An 18,978-nucleotide genomic window follows, 5' to 3' on the forward strand; every position below is an offset into this window, starting at 1 on the left:
AGTAGCCATGGGCCTTGTAGCCACGGCCCTTTGCGCCGGCCGCTGGGCTTTGAGGGCCCATTTGCCGATGAAGAAAGAAACGCGGTTGCGAGGGGTTTGTAGACCGCAAGGGGGGCTCTTTTTTTGCCCAGGTCAAGACGGTGGACGACGGAGATCGGGCCGCACGAGACCAGCACGTACACCCGCGGCACCACCAAATGGGAACCAACGCTTGCCTTTCCGAAAGCGGGCGCGCATCGCGCCACTATCGGCGATCGCCTCTTCGCCGAGGTCCACATCGACGTCAAGGTGCAGCAAGAGCGCGATAGCGCGAACCACGACCCGTTCGACGGGTCGAGCGCGCGCAGTTCCCAGCCTTTCCTCGAGAGCATCGTGTATGACTACCTGGGCGTCGAACACGGCGATACCCTGACGATCCGCGAAACATCCCGGCAAGGCGACCGGCTCGAGCGCTCGATGTTGTACGTCCGCCTTAATCCGGACGGCCCGACAAAAGTGCGCTTCGCTTCCGGAGTCGTGAGCATCATCGTGGACGATGAGCAAGTGGCCATCGTGCGCTGGCTGGGGGTCTAAAAAGCCGGTCCGGCCACCGGGACTAGCCACGTAGGACTTTTGTCCACAAGCCCCAAACACGTGTTCTATTCGATGCACTGGATAACAGCCCTCATGGGTGTGTTGACGGTGGCGGTTGTGGCAGTCCCTGCTCAACCGCTCAATGTAGCGTCCATCTACCATCGCGCCGCGAATCTCAACGCGGCGCTTTTTTTCGTCACGAGCGACAATACCACGTACGTCAGCACCGGCGATATCAATGCGATGTACCTGCGGGATTCCAGCATTCAGGCGCTGTCAGTGCTCCACAATCGAAGACTCGTGCGCGGGGTGATCGCACGACAGGAGCGCCTCATCATCCTCGACCCCTATGCCAACTCGTTCTACAGCAACTACATGGTGCGGGAGCGCAAGTTCGAGCTTGACTCGCTGTGCTACCCGGTGATGCTGGTCGCCAAGTATGCGCGAGCCACGGGCGATCGCTCCGTCTTCGATCCGCCGCTGTGGTACGAGCTGCGCGCCGTGCTCAACATACTCGAGATCGAACAAAATCACGCGCACTCGCATTATCGTCATAACGAACATCACATCGGCCGCGGTACCGGGTTCATTTGGAGCGGGTTCAGGCCAAGCGACGAACCGCAATCCTACAATTTCAACGTGCCCGAGAATATGTTCGCGACCGTGACGCTGCGCGTCATGGCGCGCCTTTTCCGCGACAACTACCGCGATGAGGAAGATGCCCGACGCGCGGAGGCGGTCGCGTCGGCCGCCGAGGATGCGATCGAGCGTGGAGCTATTTTCAAGACGACGTTCGGGCGCATCTACGCGTATGAGGTCGATGGCCTCGGTCATGCGGTGTTCTTGGATGACGCCAACACACCGAGTCTGCTCTCGATACCGTTGCTCGGCTACCATGCGGACCCAGGCGTCTACGCGGCGACGCGGCGCTTCGTGCTGAGTCGAGCCAACCCATACTACTATGAGGGGCGTGTGGCGTCCGGCATCGGCAGCTCGCACACGCCGCCCGGCTACGTATGGCCGCTGGCGCTCGTGGTCCAATACCGCACGGCGCGCGGCCAGCACGAACGCAGCACGGTGTTGCGCGAACTAGCGGGCTCCAGCATCGGCGATGGCGCTCTGCACGAGTCGTTCGACGTGAACGACCCGCATAAGTTCACGCGCGATAATTTCGGCTGGGTAAACGCGCTTTTCGTCCAGACGTTCCGCTGACATCACACACCTGATGTAGCGTTCCGAGCGAAGCTCGGAGCCGGTTGACCCCTGAAGAACAACGGGACCTTTTAGGTTCCGTTAGTTTTTTCCGCGCGATCTAGAGGTCGCACACTACACGATGAGTCATCGGGACTTGAAGGTCCCGCTCCACGATCAGGGTCAGTTAGACCAATTACAGGCCGGTGTAGACCGGGCCGCCGCCGCCTTCCGGCGGGACCCAATCGATGATCTGATACGGATCCATGATATCGCACGTCTTGCAATGCACGCAATTGGCGAAGTTGATCTGCAGCCGCTTGCCGGAATCCGCAAAGCCTTCTTTGGAGATCTGCGCCGCGCCGACAGCGGCCGGGATCATCTCGTACACGTTGGCCGGGCAGAAATACTGGCATGGATTGCCATACTCGTGCGCGCATCGCGTGGCGCAGATGTCCGTATCCGCCACATGCAGATGGTTCGGCGTGTTCTCATCGTGCGTCGTGCCGCTCTTGAAGACGTCGTCGAGTTTGCCGAACGTCAACTTGCCGTCGTACTTGGGCCGCTCGAAGCCCGGCACGTTCCGGCCGAAGTAATCGACCAGCTTTTCCATGCGCTCGTGGCCGGCTTTGCCCGGCAGTCGGTTTCGGACGCCGAAACCCATGCCGCCCGTCACCATGCCCAGCGCCACGTTGATCATGCCGGCTAAGCGCAGGCCGTCAAAACCCTGATGGAAGTTGCGGGCGGGATAGAGGTCGTTGCGGATCCAGGACCGGTTGACGCGCTGCTCGTGGCCCGCCAGTTTCGCGGCGGAGGCGTCGCCCGAGACGACCGCTTCGTATGCCGTCTCCGCGGAAAGCATGCCGGATTTCATCGCGAGGTGGATGCCCTTGAGCCGCATCGGATTGAGCATGCCGGCGGTATCCCCGACCAAAAGCACGCCATCTGCGTACGGTCTGGGCATGGCGAACCAGCCGCCCTCGGGGATCGCTTTGGCGCCGTACCGGATCATCTGGCCGCCGGCGAGCAGCTTGGCCACGCTCGGATGCGCCTTGAACTTCTGGAACTCGGCGTGCGGCTCGAGCAGCGGGTTCTTGTAGTCGAGACCGACGACGAAGCCGACGTCCCAGATGTCATCCGCCATCGAGTAGATGAAGCCGCCGCCGAACGTTTGGTCGTCGAGCGGGAAGCCAAGCGTATGGATCACTTGACCCTCGGGCGTCGAGCCCTTCGGCATCTGCCATAGTTCCTTGATGCCGATCGCGTAGACTTGCGGATTTTTGCCCGCGCCGAGGGGCAACCGATGCTCGAGCTGCTTCGCAAGCGTGCCGCGCGGGCCTTCGCCCAGCACCGTCACTTTCGCGATAAGGTCTGGACCCGGTTCGTAGTTCGCCTTGGGCTGCCCGTTCTTGTCGAGGCCCTTGTCGCCGATGCGCACGCCGATGACGCGTTCGCCGTCGTACAACAGCTCCTGACCTGGGAATTGAGCGAAGACCTGTACGCCCAGCGCCTCGGCCTGTTCGGCGAGCCACTTCACGATCTTGTTCAACGAAGCGACGTACTTGCCGTGGTTGTTCAGCATCGGCGGCATGATCGGCGCCTTCATGTGGCCCTTTGGGTTCATGAACCACAAAGCGTCAGTGGCGACCGGGCCCTCGACGGGGCAACCTGCCGCCAGAAAATCGCCGAAGAGTTCGCGCATGCTGCGCGGGTCCATCACCGCGCCGGAAATGCCATGGTCGCCGATGTTCTTGGCCTTGTCGATGACCAGGATATTGTCGGTGGAAAGTTCAGGCCCGCTGCGCGTGCCCGCTTTCACGGCCGCGTTGTGTTCGCGGTACAGCTGTGCCAAGCGGATCGCGCCGGCAAGACCGGCGGGGCCGGCGCCGACGAAGACGACGTCGAGTTCGAGAAGATCTCGTTGTGCTGCCATTGTCCTGTCGCCGGCTCCCTGCGGGAGTGAGGCCTACAAAAGCGCCCCGCTGGACTTTGCGACCATCGCCCCGTTGCCTTGCGCGGAGACGGTGTAGTCGCCATTGGGCAAAGCTTTGCCCTTGTACGACATCACCACGCTGATGAAGCCGGTCGTGGTCCGCGGCGGCAGCGCCAAAACGATATGGATCTTTTGCGGCGTGCCCTTCGGGACCGTCATCGCGAAGCCGTCGATGTTGACTTTAGCGGTGCCCGCGTTCGTCAGCGCAAATGTCACTTCGTAGTGCGGCCCTCCCTCGGCCACCACAATGCGAGAAACCTCGACGCCGTCGATGCTCGTGCTGCCCTTCGGGTCCTTGTCGTCGAGCGGCACGAACGGCGTATCGATGGGCGGGAGGTCCACGCTCGTCTGCACGACGATTTTGCCCTTGTCGTCCGTGAACGCAAGGCTCAACTGCTTGGCCGCGGCGAGATCTTTCTTGGGTTTGAACGCGACCAGCGCGACGTCGGATGTGGCGTTCGCCCCGGCGGTGATTTTGAGCGGAGCCTCGCCGACGACATCCTTATCCAGCACGGCGGTGACCTTCGTCAGTACGACCGGAGTGTTCGTGCCGTTCCTCAGTGCGAATGCGAGCTCCACAAAGCGCGTGGCCTTTGCCGGATCCGGGTCTGAGCCGTCGTACGCATAACGCGCTGACGCGCCCGCGACGCCCAAGGTCGCGGACCCGCTCGACAAAGGACCCGGAGAAGCGCCCAGAAGACCCGATGCCAAGGGACCGGGCGAACCGGTTTGTCCTGATGCGACCGAAGGGCTCTGCGCGCCAGCCGGGTACGCGGGCACCGGCGGCGCGCCGAAGCCGGCATTTTGGCTGCAGCCCGCGGTCACGAAGAGGGCGGCCAAGAAGGCGCCCCCCAGTGAAATGTGTAGGCGAAAAGACATAGGCGCAGGTGATTCGGTGAGCCGCCTTGCCGCGCCTCCGCCTCAGAAAAACGGGTTGTGCTCGCGTTCCTCTTCGATCGTCGAGGGCGGGCCATGACCCGGCAAGACGACGGTCTCGTCCGGCAGCGTGAAGATCTTGGTGGCCGCACCGTGCAGCAGATCTTCGTAACCGAAACGATCGCCGAAACAGCCGCCGACGGATCCGGCGAAGAGCGTGTCGCCGGTGAAGATGGATCCTCGGTAGATGAAGCAGATGGACCCATCCGTGTGACCGGGCGTGTGCACGACGCGGATCTCACCGTCGCCGAACGCCAAGCTTTCGCCGTCGCTGACCGAGACGGCATCGCGCGAGAGCGCGCCGAGCGCCGGCGCGTCAAGGCGGTGGACCGCGATGCGCGCCGATGGGAACGCGCGACGGATCTCGGGGACCCCGTCGATATGGTCGGGATGTTTGTGCGTGACGAGGATGTAGTCGAGCTTGACCGGAGAGCGCTGCAGCGTCGCGATGATGTTGCGCGTATTCCCGCCGGGATCGACGAAAGCCGCAACTTTTTGCTGCTCGAGGATGAGGAAATAGCCGTTGCTCGGGTGCGGGGTGTTGATCTGATGTCCGATGTGCTGGCCTTGCTCGCGCTCGACGGGGCGCCAGCGCGAGAGGGCGATGTCCGCCAGCTTGCCCGCATCGAGTTTGAGCGCGCGCCCGATAGCCCGCGCCTCGTCTTCGCTGGGCTTGGCGGCGTCCTGCATGAATTGCGCCAACCGTTCCGCGGCAACGCCGGTGCGCGCCGAGAGTTCGGAGACCTCTGTGCCGCGTCCGCGCGACGCTTTGCGGATGATGTCCCCGAAGGTGTCTTCAAGTTCGAGTTTGATGATCACCCCGCGGTCATTCGGCGGCGGCAGGGGCAGGCGCCTGGGAGCCGCGCAATTTCGAGATTTGGAAGAACGGCAGAATAACCGCCGTCGCGATGAGCGATATCGCCAGGGCGAGCGACACGTCGGCAAACGCGCCGACGAACGCCTGTTGCGTCAGCAACAACGAGAGTAAGGCCTTTGCCTGCTGCGCTGCCAGCGCGGCCGAAGAGCCATGCGCCATAAAGCCGGCGGTGAACGAGGCAAGCCGCTCGCTGGTCTGGCTTGAGAACTGCGTCAGGGCCTCGCCGAAACGTTCGAAATGGAATTTCTCGCGATTGACGACCATCGTCGCCAGGATCGCGATGCCGAAGGAACCGCCAAGCGTGCGCGTGAGATTGAACAAGGACGAGCCGTCGGCACGATCCCTCGGCGCGAGTGCGGTCAGCGACAGCGCGCCGATGGAGGTGAACATGAACGGCAGCGAAGCGCCGCGCAGGATCTGGATCCACATCAGCGTTGACCACGAGGTTTGCAGATCGGCGAGGCTTTGGAAGTAGAGCGCCGCAGCGAAAAGCCCGAGTCCGAAGAACATCAAAAACCGCCCGTCGATGAAGGACGACAGCTGGCCCACCACGGGGAACAGCACGAGACTGACCAGGGCCGCGGGGAAGAGCAACAGCCCGATCTGCAACGCGGTGTAGTGCAGCAGATTGCCGGCGAACAGCGGCGTGATGAACAGCATGCCGAAAAGCGCCGCGCCCAGCATCGCGCCGGCGACCGAGCCGAGCGTGAAATTGCGGTTGGCGAAGATCCGAATATTGATGAGCGGGTGCTCGACGCGCAGCTCGATGACGAGAAAGGCGATGAAGGCAGCGAGGGAAAGGGCGCTCATCCCGATGATGAACGACGACTCGAACCAGCCGTTTTTCTCGCCCTCCTGGAGCACGATCTGCAGGGTGGCCAGCCACGTCCCCACCGCGAGCAAGCCCCAAATGTCGATCGGCCGAGAAGCGCGCTGCGCGAGAGCTTCGCGGTTCTCGCCGATGAGCGTTTGGCTCAAGATGATCGAGAGCGTGACCAGCGGCACGTTGACGAAGAATATCCACGGCCACGACAGGGTGTCGGTGAGCCAGCCGCCGAGCGTGGGGCCGATGGCGGGTCCGATCGTCGCGCCCACGCCGTACAGCGCCGATGCCATCGCGAATTCCGAGGGCGGGAACGCCTCGAGCAGGATGGTGAGCGACACCGGCAGGATGGCTCCGCCGCCGATGCCCTGCAGCACGCGGAAGAAGATGAGCGAAGGCAAGTTCCACGACAGACCGCACAGCAGCGAAGCCACCATGAACACGAACTGGCTGATCGCGAAATAGCGCTTCAGTCCGATGACGCTGGAGAGCCAGCCGGTCGTCGGGATGATGATGACGTTGCTGATGAGATACCCGGTGATCACCCAATCGATCTCGTCTACGCCTGCCCCAAAGCTTGACTGCATGTTCGGAATGGCGACGTTGACGATGCTGGCATCCAGCACCGCGGTCAGCGCCGCGAGCATCACCGGGATGGCGATGAGCCATTTGTTCCCGGTGATCACCTTGGAATAGGATTGCATGCTCTGCCGGACTAGTGGTTGCTTGTGTCGATCGTGACTTCGACCGAAAGCCCCTGTCGCAAGGCTTGGTCGGCGTTTGGATCTTGGTCCACGGTGATGCGCACCGGAACGCGCTGCACGACCTTGGTGAAGTTGCCGCTCGCGTTGTCGGGCGGGATGAGCGAGAACGTGGCGCCGGTGGCCGGCGCGATGTTCTGGACCTTGCCGGTGAGCCTAAGTTTCGGATAGGCGTCCACCTTGATGTCGACCGGCTGGCCCACGCGCACGTTGGTCAGCTGCGTCTCCTTGAGGTTGGCCGTGATCCATAACGCGTGGGGATCGGCGACCGCCATGAGCGGCTGGCCGACGGCCACGGAATCGCCGACATTGACCGACTTCTTGCTCACCACACCGTCGATCGGGGCCAAGATGGTCGCGTACGAGAGTTGCAGCCGGGCGAGATCGAGCGCCGCCTTGGCGGCCCTGACCTGCGCGGCGCCCGTCGCCGCCTGCGCCGACTTGATCTGGGTGGTCTGGAAGCCGGTCTCCGCTTGCGCAAGTTGGGCACTCCCGGCCGCGATTTGGTTTTGGGCCTGCCCGATGCCGGCTTGCGCCTGCGCGACTGCGGCCTGCGCTTCGCGCACGCCCTGCGCGGCGGCATCCCGCGCGGCGCGGGCGGCGTCGTACGCGGCCTTGGCCGCATCCCATTGCGACTGCGCAATGGCCCCCTGAGCCACCAGCGTGCGCGCGCGTTGCTCATCCGAGGCGGCCTTTGTGAGCGCGGCCTGCGCCGCATCGAGTTGAGACTTTGCGGCGGCGACCGCGGCTTGAGTCGAGGTGTACTTCGCCTGCGCGTTCTGCAGCCCGCCTTGCGCCTGGCCGATGCCCGCACTCGCTTGCGCCGTCTGCGCCGCCGTCAACGCCGCTTGCTGCGGTACGCCGATCGTGGCGGCACGCCCGTTGGCGACTGCCTGCGCGTACGCGGCCGCGGCTTGTTCCACGGCGCCTTTGAGGTCGCGATCGTCCAGCAGGACCAACTTGTCGCCCTTGTGGACGAAACGGTCGTCCTCGACGTAGACCGCCTTGACCTGGCCCTTCACCTTAGGACTGATGTTCGTGATGTCGCCGCTGATCTGCGCGTCGTCAGTCGAAACGTGGCGCGATGCATAGATGAAATACGGTATGCCGACGATCAAGCCGATGATGACGAGCGCTGCGGCGATTGCGATGATGATCCTGCGACGGCTTCCGTTGCCGGCAGGAGTCTGTTGCGCCACGGACTTATGCGCTCGGCAGTTCGAATTTCGGCAGGCTGAGCGTGCCGACGTGCGCGCGCAGTTTGTCGAGCAGTTCGACGAGCTGGCGCTTTTCTTTCGTGCTGAAGCAGCTGACTATTTGCTTGGTGATGCCGTGGTGGCGCGGCGCGAACCATGCCATGAACTCTTTGCCCTTCTTGGTCAACTCCGCCAGCACCATGCGCCGGTCGCCGGGATAATCCGTGCGCTGCACGACTCCGTCCCGGACCAGGCCATCGATGAGGCCGGTGATGTTCGCGCGCGTGACCACGAGGTAGTCGCCCAACTCAGACAGCGGCAGCGAGTTCGAATCGACCGCATCGAGCACCATGAGGATGTTCAGGCGGCCAGGCGTGAGGTTCAGGTCGCCGTAGGTTGACTCGAATAGATTGCTGAGTTCGCTGAGGGTTCGCTTCAGGGTGATCATGAGGTTGACGTTGTCGAAGTTGCCGCTGGAACAGGACTGGCAGTAGTGCATGATGCCCGAGCGGAGCTTGAGTAGATCGTCAGTCGTCTCGTCAGCGGGCGCGGTGGCAGCGGTGGTTGTCTCGTCCATACGGCTCCTTGATAGTTTAGTGCCTAACCATTTATGCCCTCATGGTATAGGCTCCTCCCTGCCACCTTGAGTGCGCCCCCCTCCGTTAGCCCTATCTCACCACAATCGTGAGAGCCATGTTTCTGTGCCCGGAGCCGCACTGAATCGAGCAATGAATGACGTACGTTCCGGCTTTCGGCGTGAACGTCACTCTCGCGAATTGGTCCTGACTGATCGCGGTTTGCGGGATCCCGAGCTCGTCCGATTGGATGCCGTGCACGCCCGAAGTGGAGGTCAATCGCAATGTCACCGGTCTTCCGGCGGCAACGCTGATCGTATCGGGCGTGAATTTCCAGTTGGACGCGACGATGTTGACGACAGAAACGACGGTTGCCGTCGGAGGCGGCGGTGCCGCCGCGGCTGCCATGGCCACGCTCACCGTCCGGGAGTTGCCGTCGTAGTTGACGTTCGCTCCCAACGATTCCGAGATGAAGCGCAGCGGCACCAACGTGCGCGCACCCACCAAGAACGGCGCGACGTCCAAAGAGGTCGCCTGGCCGTTGATGGTCGCCGCCGTCGAGCCGATGTGCAGTTGGATGTTGCGGTGGTTGCCGGTCGCGTTGATCAAACCGTTGTCGTAGACGACGGTCGCGCCAAGACGCTCGAAGACGCCGCGCAGCGGCACAAAAACGCGTCCGCTCCTCACGATGGGCGGCTGGTCGAACGATGCCTCTTGGCCGTTCACGATGATGCGTACGTTGTCCGCAAGGGCTTGCGCCGATGGAAACATGCTCACGCTTGGACTAAGGAACGAGAGCGACAAAACAATCGTAAGAGCACGAAGGATTCGCATAAGATACCCCTTCCTAATTAGGTCATACCCAAAAGGAGGGAGTCTCAACTACGCTCGGCCTTTAGTGGAGAACCCGTGGAACAAATGGTCCGTGTTTTGTGAACAGCGACGCCGCATCGCGCAGCACGGACTGCATTTCGTCTGCCAGTACGTCAGGCTCGTAGATCTCCAGATAATTGACGTGTTGACCGGCTTTGTTCGTCTCCATCGCGAGGTTGATCGACTTGCTCAAAGCCAGGGGCGGATTGCCCTTAGCGCCCATCACGGCGCTGCTGTTTTCGGCTGAGGTACGCAGTTGAAGGCCTGTGATAATGCGCCCGCTATAACCGATCACAAACTGATCTTCTTTTTCTGAATTGGGGCTGTGAGGACCGGGGCCCGCATGGACGTTGCTTGACTGAAGCGCAAATCGGCGTCCCAACAGATCATTTGCCGAGTCGACAATCGCCTGTTTGGTGCGCAACCCCTCGCCAGCATCGACTTTGCTCTGGTCATTGATATTCAGACCAGACCCCTCAGACAGCGAGATGTACTGACTAGGGAAGTCGGCGGCATAAGCTTTGAAGATATTCTGCCATGCCCCGATATACTTGGACGGCGTATAACCGTCATTTCCCCACGTCTTAAGATCCTTCGGCGAATTCGGCAGCGTGAACTCTGCAGAGACCGATGTCGGTCCGTCAGCTGCGACCAGTCTCAGAGCGGGCGACGATCCGTACCTGTCGCCCACCTGCTTCACGAACGCCAGCCAATTGGCAAGATACGTTGGGTCCCACGGCATCGGAAGCGGCAAAACGGTGCCTTTGCCGGGGCCATATTGGATTGCGAACGGTTCGGTCTTCGCGCCTGCCAAAGCCCACGTAGGAGCAAAGAATCCGGGGAAAATGAGGAGGTGCACCCATTTTTTTGATGCAGCGGCCGCAGCGAACAGCGCATCCAGATTCGACCAATCCGGTTTTCCTTGGGTCGCCTCGATGTCGCTCCAATGGATCTGAAGCGCGACGCCGCTTATGGAGGGATTATTCAAGGCCTTCAGCCATGATGGATCCTTCAGCTCGGCGGTATCTATGACCACCACGAGCCCGCTCGGTGCGGCGACCAAGGTTGGGGGACCCGGATGACCGATCACGTGCGGCGTGCCGCCACCAACGGGCCCCGCAGACGCCTGCACGAAAGAGGCGACCGCAAGCAACGCGGCCGCGAATAACGGAAGAAGCACAGCTGTCACAAGAGAGCGTCTCATGATGCGGTAACTCCGGCGCTTGCTTTAGAGTTCCTCCGAACCAGCGATTATAATGCTCCGCTCATATTCTCTACCGCCCGCACACGCGTACGTTTGCCTACAGGCTGCGGCGGTACGTCGCGACGCCCGCTTCGACGCCGGTGCGCGTGAGGCCTAAGGACCGCGCCAGCGCGGCGAACGAGACGTTCTCGGCAAGCGTGTATGCGAAGAGCTCCTTGACCCCGCGAGCGCGCAGTTCAGTCGCCAGCCGCTCGACGAGCCGCCGGCCGACGCCTTGCCGGCGCGCGTCTCGCGAGACGATGATTCCAAGCTCAGCCGAATCGCGCCCGTCGATCCACGCGTGCGCCATGCCGACCGGCTCGTCGCCGCGCTCGGCCAGCAAGCCGACGACGTTGTCGCCGAGCTCGACGAACTGGCGCAGCTGCGCATCGTCCAGATCTTCTTTGAATTGGAAGAAACGGCAATACCGGTCTTCACTCGTGGTGTGTTCGAACACATAGCGGCAACGCGCCAGATCATCGGATCGGATAAGCCTGACCCACACGCTGATCCGCTCCCCCACATGCTCGCCCTGCTCGCGGAAGTGATAGCCGAGATCCGTGAAGAGCGGCGAGGAGATCAGCAGATCGGCGGAACTGCGGTTGCATGCGATGGGCACGTCGTGCAGCACGGCGAGGCGCAGCAGCATCTTGACGTCGACGTCATGCGGTTGCGGCGTGAGCGGATCCCAGAAGAAGAAGACGACGTGGATCCGCCCCTCGGAGATCAGCGCGCCTACTTGCGCGTCGCCGCCGAGCGGGCCCGACAACAGCGTGTTGATGCGCAAGTCGAGTTTGCGTGCCACCGAACTTGCGGTCGTCGCGGTGGCGTAGATATCGCAATTCGAAAGCGTGTCGGCGTTGAACGCCGCCCACTCCGCCATCTCGTCTTTGCGGGCGTCGTGGGCGATAAGGGCGACACTGAGCCGTTCGGGTTCGTCCCTGGTGAAAGCAAGCGCCATGGCCGCCATTCTACCACGCGGGGCCTAAGGTACGGTTATGCACTCGTGACGATGTTGGCGCCCGCAGTGCTGCAATCGTCGCACCCCCGGCGCCGCACCGGGACGGTAAACGGGAGCCCGCGGCCGACGTGCGACCGCGGGCTCCGTTGGTGTGAGACCTGTAGGGTCTATTGGACGCTTCCAGATGTGGTCGTCACGGTCACGTTGACGACGGCGGCATGGCCGAACCCGTCGCTGATCGTGACGGAGCACTTGCCCGCGCTCGCCGATGCCAGCGTGAACTGAGCGCTCGGGCCGTTCGCGGTGGCCGGCGAGAGGTTCGCGACCGGTCCGGTGCTGCACGTATTCGCGATCGTGAAGGCTTGCGTGAAGCCGCCTTCAACGGCCACGAAGGTCTGTTGCGAACCGGCGGTGGTGAAGTTCACGTTGATCGCCGACCCGGGTGCTCCGCCGCCTGACTGGACGGTGAGCCCCGCGCCGCCGTTAGGCGTGACGACCGTCGTGGTCTCATTGCCGGTGCAACCGGCGAACGCGAGCACGGCGACGAACGCCAGCATTCCAAATGATGTCTTCATTAGTACACCAGCTTTCCAATCCGGCCCGGATTGAGACCCGTGCCGGGCTCGCAGAACCACAGTGAACCATCGGGTGCTACCGCGATTCCCTTCACTCCTAGTCCGATGACCGGCGAGGTGTATTCGGTCACGACGCCGCCGGTGGTGACGCGGCCGATCCGGTCCAATCCGCTCTCGGTGAACCACAGCGCGCCGTCCTTGCCGACGGTGATTCCGAGCGGGTTCGCGGTCGCCGTGACCGTCGGGAACTCACCGGTAACCGTGAAACTCGTAGGATCGAGGCGTCCGATTCTGCTGGTCCCAAATTCGGTAAACCACACGTTGCCGTCCGGCCCGCGAACGATCCCCGACGGCGCTGAACCCACTGTCAGTGGGATCTCGGTGATGGCGCCGAAGAGCATCGGGATCCGCCCGATCTGGTCGGCCGCGTTCTCGGTGAAGTAGAGATTGTTATCGGGTGCGGTTGCGATGCCGAACGGCTTCGAATTCGCCGTCGGAATCGTCGTTTCGCCGGAGACGCCGCTTGTCAAACCCTGGAATCCGACGTGGTTGCCGACGTTGCCCGTGAACCAGACGTTTCCGTCGCCGCGATCCACCAACAGTTGGGGCCCGTCGGACGCGAACAGAGTGCTGAATTCGGTGAACGCGCCGGCGGTCGTCACTCTGGCGATTTTGCTCCCGTTGAACTCGGTGATCCACAAGTTGCCATCAGCAGCGCCGACGATCCCCCGCGGATCCGACGACGCCGTGGGGACTGTGAACTCGGTGACCACGCCGGCCGGGGTGATGCGGGCAACGGCGTTGCCGGGGGATTCGGTGAACCACATGTTGCCGTCGGCACCGGCGGCGATCCACTGAGGCTTATTGGCCGCGACCGGGATGGAGAATTGGTAGAACGTCGGCTTCGGCGCGAATGTCGTCGAAGCGGTGGCGACGCCGGTGGACGTGGCGACGATATCGGCGGTCCACAGCGTACCGCCGTTATACGTCAACGTCGCGGTGGTTGCCGAGTTCGGAATATTGTTTGCTGACAGCGCCAGCGTGCCGCTGTTCGCCGGATCGCTGATGGCAAGGTGGACCGGGGCGCTGTAGTCGCCGGGCCCCACGATGACGTTCCCATCCGCGTCCTTAGCGGCTAAATTGACGTTCACCGTCGCCGGTACGCCGGCGTTGGGACTCTGGTTGGACAGCGAAATCGCGAGCGAGGCTATGACGCCGTTGAGCGTCGCAGAAATGACATTCGCAGTGCCGGCGACGATGTTCTGCGTGATCGACGCGCGGCTCAACACGTTACCCTGACCATTTTGCGCGTCATAACTGGCAAACGCGAAGGTATCGACGCCTACGGGCGCATCGATGACGATCGTCGTCGCGGGCGCGTTGACGAACTGAGCCGTTCCGCCGTTGACGGCAACGCTGACGCTGCGCGCAGTCGCCGGCAGATACTTGGGCGTGATGGACAGCGTCTTGGGCGCCGGCCAGTGGACCGTGAAGGTCACTTTCGCCATTCGCTGAGGTGTGATTCCGGGCCCCGGAGGCATGACGGGGTTGGATGCTCCACTGCATGCGCTCAAACCGCCCACCACCAAGGCGATAGCGAGAGCACGCAAGCAATAGAGATGGCCAGAGCCCCTTGATGAACTAGTTTTCATCGGGATCTCCAATTATCGGCGCGAGGTGGCCGGAGGCATTCCCGTCACAGAAAGCTTTTCCTTGCCGCAAAACCGCACCGAACGAAAGTTCGCCCCCCTCGTAAGGATGGCAGGTGCGGCCTCGTGCGTCGCCATAGGTGGGGTCAAGGAGAAAGTCATGCCGACCGAATGCACGCATCTCGATCACATCCACAAAGTCACGCCCAGCGCGGCGGGCTGCGAGGAGTGTCTCGCGATGGGCGATAGCTGGGTCCACTTGCGCGAATGTTTGGAATGCGGACATGTCGGATGCTGCGATGATTCCAAGAATAAGCACGCGACGAAACATTTCCACAAGACGCAGCACCCCATCATACGTTCGTTTCAGCCGGGGGAGCATTGGAAATGGTGCTATGTCGATGAGGTGATGTGGGAGTGAAGTGGTTTTTCGAGCCCGGTCACACGGCGGCGGAGTTCCGCGCGCGACACATGATGGTGACCTGGGTACGCGGTCAGTTCAAGAACGTTTCGGGCGACCTCGAGTTCGACCCCGAGGACCTGACCAAGACGAAGATCGACACGGTGATCAAGGCCGAGACGGTGTGGACCGGCGAACCCGCGCGCGACGCGCACCTCCGCAGCGCCGACTTCCTCGACGTCGAACACCACCCGACGATCGAGTTTCACAGCAAGCGCGTGGAGGTCGTCGGCAAGATCGATTTTCACGTCATCGGCGACCTCACCATCCGCGGCATCACCCGCGAGGTCGGGCTGGCGGTCACCTACCTCGGCCAGTGGGAAACGCCGTGGTGGGAAGACGGCGTGAACAAGGGGCCGCGTCAGCGGGCAGGCTTCCTCGCCACGACGCGGATCAACCGGCAAAATTTCAAGGTGAGCTGGAACGATAGCATGGCGCGCGGCGGCGTCGTCGTCGGCGACTATCTGGACATCACGCTCGACGTCGAGGCGGTCCGCAAAGACTAGCGGGGCTAGCACGGTCCCCGACTCTCGGACGGCTGCAGGACGGGCCGATGGTAGGCTGGTCCTGGAGGCGGCGATGGAACGTTCCGAGCATCTTTTCGTAGTGCGCATGTGGCGCGAAGCCTCGACCGGCGAAGCCGCCTGGCGCGGTTCGGTCGAGGATGTCGAGTCGCATCAGCGGCTGAGCTTCACCAAATATGCCGATCTGATAGACTTCATCGCGCTCCGGACCGGCGACGCGCCCGAGCCGCTCGAGCACCAAAGGTCGCAATCTCCCGATTGAACCAAAGCTCCCCAAAACTTGGGACTGCATCGTCCGGGACAGCGGCCGCGAATTTCTCAAGCGCCGCCCTGGCGCGCGCGATCAAAACGCCCGCCCGGGCCGGCTTCTTGAGACTCTTGTAGACTTTAGCCGCCGCCAAGAACACATATTGCGGCCACATGGCGCCCTCCGTCGACTCCTCCGCAGCCGCTATCATCTCGTCGGCGACCTCTTGCGCGCGCTTGAGATCCCGCGCCTGAACATAGCCAAGGGCAAGGTCGGCGAGATCTTGCAAGTTGTCTGCGGCACGGCTGATGCCCCGGCGCAGCGCAAGCCCCTGCTCCATGTGGACGATCGCCTCGCTCACTTCGCCAAGGTCACGCTCCGCAGCGCCGAGATTCGCGAGCGCCGCGGATTCCATCGTCGGATTTTTCAGCTCGCGGGCGAGCTCGATCGCCTTGCGCGCCAGGCTCTTGGCAGCCGCCAGATGACCGGTCCATAGTTCGAGCGCGCTCAGATTCACCGTGGCCACCGTGCGGCCGCGCAGATCGTCAAGGTCTTCGAACAATGCCATTGCGGCTGTTGCCCCCTCGCGGGCTTGCTCGAACATCCCTAGGCGCATCGCAAGAATGCAATCGTTCACGCGGCGCAACGCGAGCCCCTGACGCTTGCCGATCGCCTGGAAAATCGCTGCCGCGGCGCTATTCGCGCGCCGCGCCTCATCGAACCGGAAAAGCCGCAGCGCCGCTGACGCTTGGCGGCCAAGCGCGTCCGCCTCACCCTCACGGTCGCCCATGGCGCGGTGCAGTTCTTGCGCCGCGACGCATAGGTCGATGCATTCAGCGAAGCGCTGTTGGATGAGCGCCGCCGTTCCGGCGGTCATCGTCGCACGCGCGATCAATGGCAGCGTTGAATGCTCGGCCGCGCGCGCTCGCGCCCGATCCAAGTAGGCGCGGCCTTCTGCGATCGATCCGTGGTGAGAGGCTTGCTCGGCGAGAAGACACAGGCATTCGACCGCATCCGGGCGGCTGCCGAAAAGGTCCAGCGCGTGCGCTGCCTGCTTCATCGACAGCTCGACTTGGCCGAGCAGCGAAGCATGCTCGGCAGCCGTCAGCAAAGCCCGGGCTTTTTTCAGCCGATCATCGCCTGCCAGACGTTGGAGCTGGGTGATCGCCGCCGCTTCCCGGTCGCGCTCGCCCAGGGAGCGCTCGAGCCGAACCCGGCGCAGCGTCGCGTCGAACTTCGCATCGCCGTCGCCCAAGCCGTCCGCCAGCCGCTCGAACTCGTCGATGTCGGTACGCTGGCCCGATCGATCGCCCATGTGGTTGCGGCAGGCTTCACGCATGGACACGAACTCCAAGCGCATCTCGTCGGCTTGCGTCAACGCAAGTCCCCGGGTCAACGCGGCCTCCGCTTCGGCGTGCGCGAAGACATCCGCGGCGCGCTTGCCGGCCTCAAGATACCATAGCGCGGCTCGTTCGGGCTCGCGGCCCAGCTCGTAATGGCGCGCTAGATCGGCCGCGAGCTCATCGCGCCGCTCTGCGTAAAGCTCCTCGATGGCGTGGGCGGTGCGCCGATGTCGCCGGACGAGGACGTCGGGCGAGATCGCGTCGTAGAGCGTCTGTTGGATCAGCTGATGGCGGAACGCGAAGGCGTAGCGCGCGCGTCCGGAGCTCTCCCTCACGATCGCGCGGTCGACGAGTTCATCCAACGCCCGCAGCACCTGGTCTTCGGGCCAGCCGGACACTTCGCGCACGAGATCCACGTCAAAGCCGCGGCCCGCGACGGAGGCGATTTCGGCGCAGGCGCGCGTGTCAGGCGACAGGCGCGCAAGCCGCGCCGCGATGATCGCGCGAACCGCGGGCGCTTCGCCGATCCGCGCCACGTCCGGCCGGCTGTCCGCCCAGTCGCGCGCGATCTCAGCCGCGAACAGCGGATTGCCCTCGCTTTGCGCCAGCAGCATCGGGGCGAGGCTTTCGGCCTCCGACGCAAGTGTCGGGATGGCGGCCAACATCGTCCTGAGATCTTCGACGCCCAGCGGCGCGGGCGTCAAGTGATCGGCGATGCCTTTGGGCTGCAGCCGGTGCCGGAGTTGGCGCAGCATGTGCGTGCGCGGCGTCTCGTCATCGCGATAGGTCGCAAGCGCGAGAATGCGCGCGTTCGAAAAGCGCGGTGCCAAAAACTCAAGCGCAGCGATGGTGGCTTCGCCCGCCCAATGGAGATCCTCCAAGATCAGCAGCAGCGGCCGCGATCGCGCGAGCGCAGCGAGCGTCACGGCCAGCGATTCGAAGAGGCGCAGCCGATCTCGATCGGACGCGCTCGGCTGCACCGGCGGGATGTCGCTGCGCTGCGCGCGCAGTTCCGGCACGAGCTGGGCGATCGCGCCTAGCCAAACCGGTTCGATGCGCAGCGCCGTCACGAGCGGCAGCGCGAAGCGCAGGGCGTCGGTGACGGCCTGATACGGCGCGCCCTCCGGCGAGCTGGTCGCTCCGAAAAGGACGCGTCCGCCTTCGCGCTCGACCGCAAGCGCGAAGTCGCCGGCCAATCGAGACTTGCCGATCCCCGCCTCGCCTCCCATGAGGACGAGGCTTCCCGCGCCGGCCACCGCGCGGTTCCAATGCTCTTGCAGGAACGCGGTCTCGGCCGACCGGCCCACGAACGGAAGAATAGCGCGCGTCTCACGCCGTCCTGGTTTCGGTCCCAGTTCGATCGTCGCGGCCGGACCGGGCAGCGGATCACCGCGCAGGATGATGTCGCGCAAGGCGACCGTCTCCGGCATGGGGTCGACTTCCATCTCCTCGCGCAGCCGCCGCCGGAAAGACTCGAATTCTTGCAGTGCTCCGGACCGATCGCCGAGCTCGTAACGCGCGCTCATGAGCTGACGCAGCGCGTCTTCTCGCCACGGGTCGCTGACCAGCATGCGCGCGGCGTACTCGGCCGCACCGTGGAAATCGCGCGAGCGACGGCGGTTCACGACGATGCGGTCGAGCGCCCCCAGGTATGCGTTTCGCAAGCGGTTCCTGTGTTCGATGATCCAGTCGTCGTAGAGGTTTTCGAGCAGTTCACCCCGATACAGCGCGACCGCTTCGGGCAACAAGTCGTCGTCCTTTAAGCAACGCTCGAACTCGGCGATATCGAACCACGCAGGCGAGTTCGGATTCCAACGCAGCGAATCGCCGTCGGCCAAGATCCAGGCTGCATCCGCGCGAGGCGGCAATGCCCGCTGCACCATGTGCAGATGGCGTCGCAGGTTTGCGCGCGCCGTCTCCTCGGCGTCGTCCGGCCAAAGCGCAAACGCTGCGGCGTCGCGCGAAAGCGGCGCCTGGCGGTGAAGCAGCAAGTAAGCCAGCAGCGGCAGCGCTTTTGGCGGCCCCGCGAACGGAAACGGAGCGCCGACCAACTCGAAGTGCGGCGTGCCGAAAAAGTGGATGCGAAAACCGTTTGCGTCCGCGCGAATCAAAGATGCCCCCGAGGGTCAAAAGTTCGTTCAACGGACCTAAAGGTCCGTTGTGAAGGTCCGGTTCCAT

17 protein-coding genes are annotated in these 18,978 nt (G+C 63.4%); 5 read left to right on the forward strand and 12 right to left on the reverse strand.

What is annotated here, in order from left to right:
- The first annotated feature begins 123 nt into the window (after positions 1 to 123).
- The gene (locus VN934_07410; protein ID HXM18627.1) at positions 124 to 573 is read left to right on the forward strand and encodes a hypothetical protein; all 450 of its coding nucleotides are present in this window, start codon (positions 124 to 126) and stop codon (positions 571 to 573) included.
- Between the two features lie 93 nt (positions 574 to 666).
- Complete coding sequence (locus VN934_07415) at positions 667 to 1,785, forward strand: glycoside hydrolase family 125 protein (GenBank protein ID HXM18628.1); 1,119 nt, start codon at positions 667 to 669, stop codon at positions 1,783 to 1,785.
- 175 nt (positions 1,786 to 1,960) lie between these two features.
- On the opposite strand, the gene VN934_07420 is transcribed toward VN934_07415, so the two are convergent.
- The 11 genes from VN934_07420 to VN934_07470 all read right to left on the reverse strand — a co-directional run bounded on the left by VN934_07420 (position 1,961) and on the right by VN934_07470 (position 14,085).
- Positions 1,961 to 3,697: an electron transfer flavoprotein-ubiquinone oxidoreductase gene (locus tag VN934_07420; protein ID HXM18629.1), complete on the reverse strand. Its 1,737-nt coding sequence runs from the start codon at positions 3,695 to 3,697 to the stop codon at positions 1,961 to 1,963.
- A gap of 33 nt (positions 3,698 to 3,730) precedes the next feature.
- Positions 3,731 to 4,597, reverse strand: a complete 867-nt coding sequence (locus VN934_07425) for a hypothetical protein (GenBank protein HXM18630.1) — start codon at positions 4,595 to 4,597, stop codon at positions 3,731 to 3,733.
- Positions 4,598 to 4,678: 81 nt separating this feature from the next.
- Positions 4,679 to 5,512 carry an MBL fold metallo-hydrolase gene (locus tag VN934_07430; GenBank protein HXM18631.1) on the reverse strand — a complete coding sequence of 278 codons (834 nt, stop codon included), beginning with the start codon at positions 5,510 to 5,512 and terminating at the stop codon, positions 4,679 to 4,681.
- A gap of 7 nt (positions 5,513 to 5,519) precedes the next feature.
- Entirely contained in the window at positions 5,520 to 7,097 is a 1,578-nt protein-coding gene (locus tag VN934_07435) for a DHA2 family efflux MFS transporter permease subunit (protein HXM18632.1), read from the reverse strand.
- An 11-nt stretch (positions 7,098 to 7,108) separates the two neighbouring features.
- Positions 7,109 to 8,353, reverse strand: coding sequence for an HlyD family secretion protein (locus VN934_07440; protein ID HXM18633.1), 1,245 nt, complete (start codon positions 8,351 to 8,353; stop codon positions 7,109 to 7,111).
- A 4-nt stretch (positions 8,354 to 8,357) separates the two neighbouring features.
- Positions 8,358 to 8,927 carry a MarR family transcriptional regulator gene (locus tag VN934_07445; GenBank protein ID HXM18634.1) on the reverse strand — a complete coding sequence of 190 codons (570 nt, stop codon included), beginning with the start codon at positions 8,925 to 8,927 and terminating at the stop codon, positions 8,358 to 8,360.
- 91 nt (positions 8,928 to 9,018) lie between these two features.
- Positions 9,019 to 9,696 carry a stalk domain-containing protein gene (locus tag VN934_07450; GenBank protein HXM18635.1) on the reverse strand — a complete coding sequence of 226 codons (678 nt, stop codon included), beginning with the start codon at positions 9,694 to 9,696 and terminating at the stop codon, positions 9,019 to 9,021.
- 124 nt (positions 9,697 to 9,820) lie between these two features.
- Positions 9,821 to 11,002: a hypothetical protein gene (locus tag VN934_07455; protein ID HXM18636.1), complete on the reverse strand. Its 1,182-nt coding sequence runs from the start codon at positions 11,000 to 11,002 to the stop codon at positions 9,821 to 9,823.
- A 97-nt stretch (positions 11,003 to 11,099) separates the two neighbouring features.
- The gene (locus VN934_07460; protein HXM18637.1) at positions 11,100 to 12,002 is read right to left on the reverse strand and encodes a methylglyoxal synthase; all 903 of its coding nucleotides are present in this window, start codon (positions 12,000 to 12,002) and stop codon (positions 11,100 to 11,102) included.
- A gap of 167 nt (positions 12,003 to 12,169) precedes the next feature.
- Entirely contained in the window at positions 12,170 to 12,577 is a 408-nt protein-coding gene (locus VN934_07465) for a hypothetical protein (protein ID HXM18638.1), read from the reverse strand.
- Positions 12,577 to 14,085 carry a hypothetical protein gene (locus VN934_07470; protein ID HXM18639.1) on the reverse strand — a complete coding sequence of 503 codons (1,509 nt, stop codon included), beginning with the start codon at positions 14,083 to 14,085 and terminating at the stop codon, positions 12,577 to 12,579. The genes VN934_07465 and VN934_07470 overlap by 1 nt, the downstream gene beginning before the upstream one ends.
- 301 nt (positions 14,086 to 14,386) lie before the next feature.
- Between VN934_07470 and VN934_07475 the strand changes: the two genes are divergently transcribed.
- The 3 genes from VN934_07475 (at position 14,387) to VN934_07485 (ending at position 15,472) form a co-directional block, all read left to right on the forward strand.
- Entirely contained in the window at positions 14,387 to 14,647 is a 261-nt protein-coding gene (locus VN934_07475) for a UBP-type zinc finger domain-containing protein (protein ID HXM18640.1), read from the forward strand.
- Positions 14,644 to 15,192 carry a YceI family protein gene (locus tag VN934_07480; protein HXM18641.1) on the forward strand — a complete coding sequence of 183 codons (549 nt, stop codon included), beginning with the start codon at positions 14,644 to 14,646 and terminating at the stop codon, positions 15,190 to 15,192. Before VN934_07475 ends, VN934_07480 begins: the two co-directional genes overlap by 4 nt.
- A 73-nt stretch (positions 15,193 to 15,265) precedes the next feature.
- Complete coding sequence (locus tag VN934_07485; GenBank protein HXM18642.1) at positions 15,266 to 15,472, forward strand: hypothetical protein; 207 nt, start codon at positions 15,266 to 15,268, stop codon at positions 15,470 to 15,472.
- On the opposite strand, the gene VN934_07490 is transcribed toward VN934_07485, so the two are convergent.
- The gene (locus tag VN934_07490) at positions 15,405 to 18,911 is read right to left on the reverse strand and encodes an AAA family ATPase (GenBank protein HXM18643.1); all 3,507 of its coding nucleotides are present in this window, start codon (positions 18,909 to 18,911) and stop codon (positions 15,405 to 15,407) included. The genes VN934_07485 and VN934_07490 overlap by 68 nt on opposite strands.
- Positions 18,912 to 18,978: the final 67 nt, after the last annotated feature.

The sequence above is a fragment of the Candidatus Tumulicola sp. genome (assembly GCA_035601835.1).
Taxonomy (GTDB): Bacteria; Vulcanimicrobiota; Vulcanimicrobiia; order Eremiobacterales; family Eremiobacteraceae; genus DATNNM01.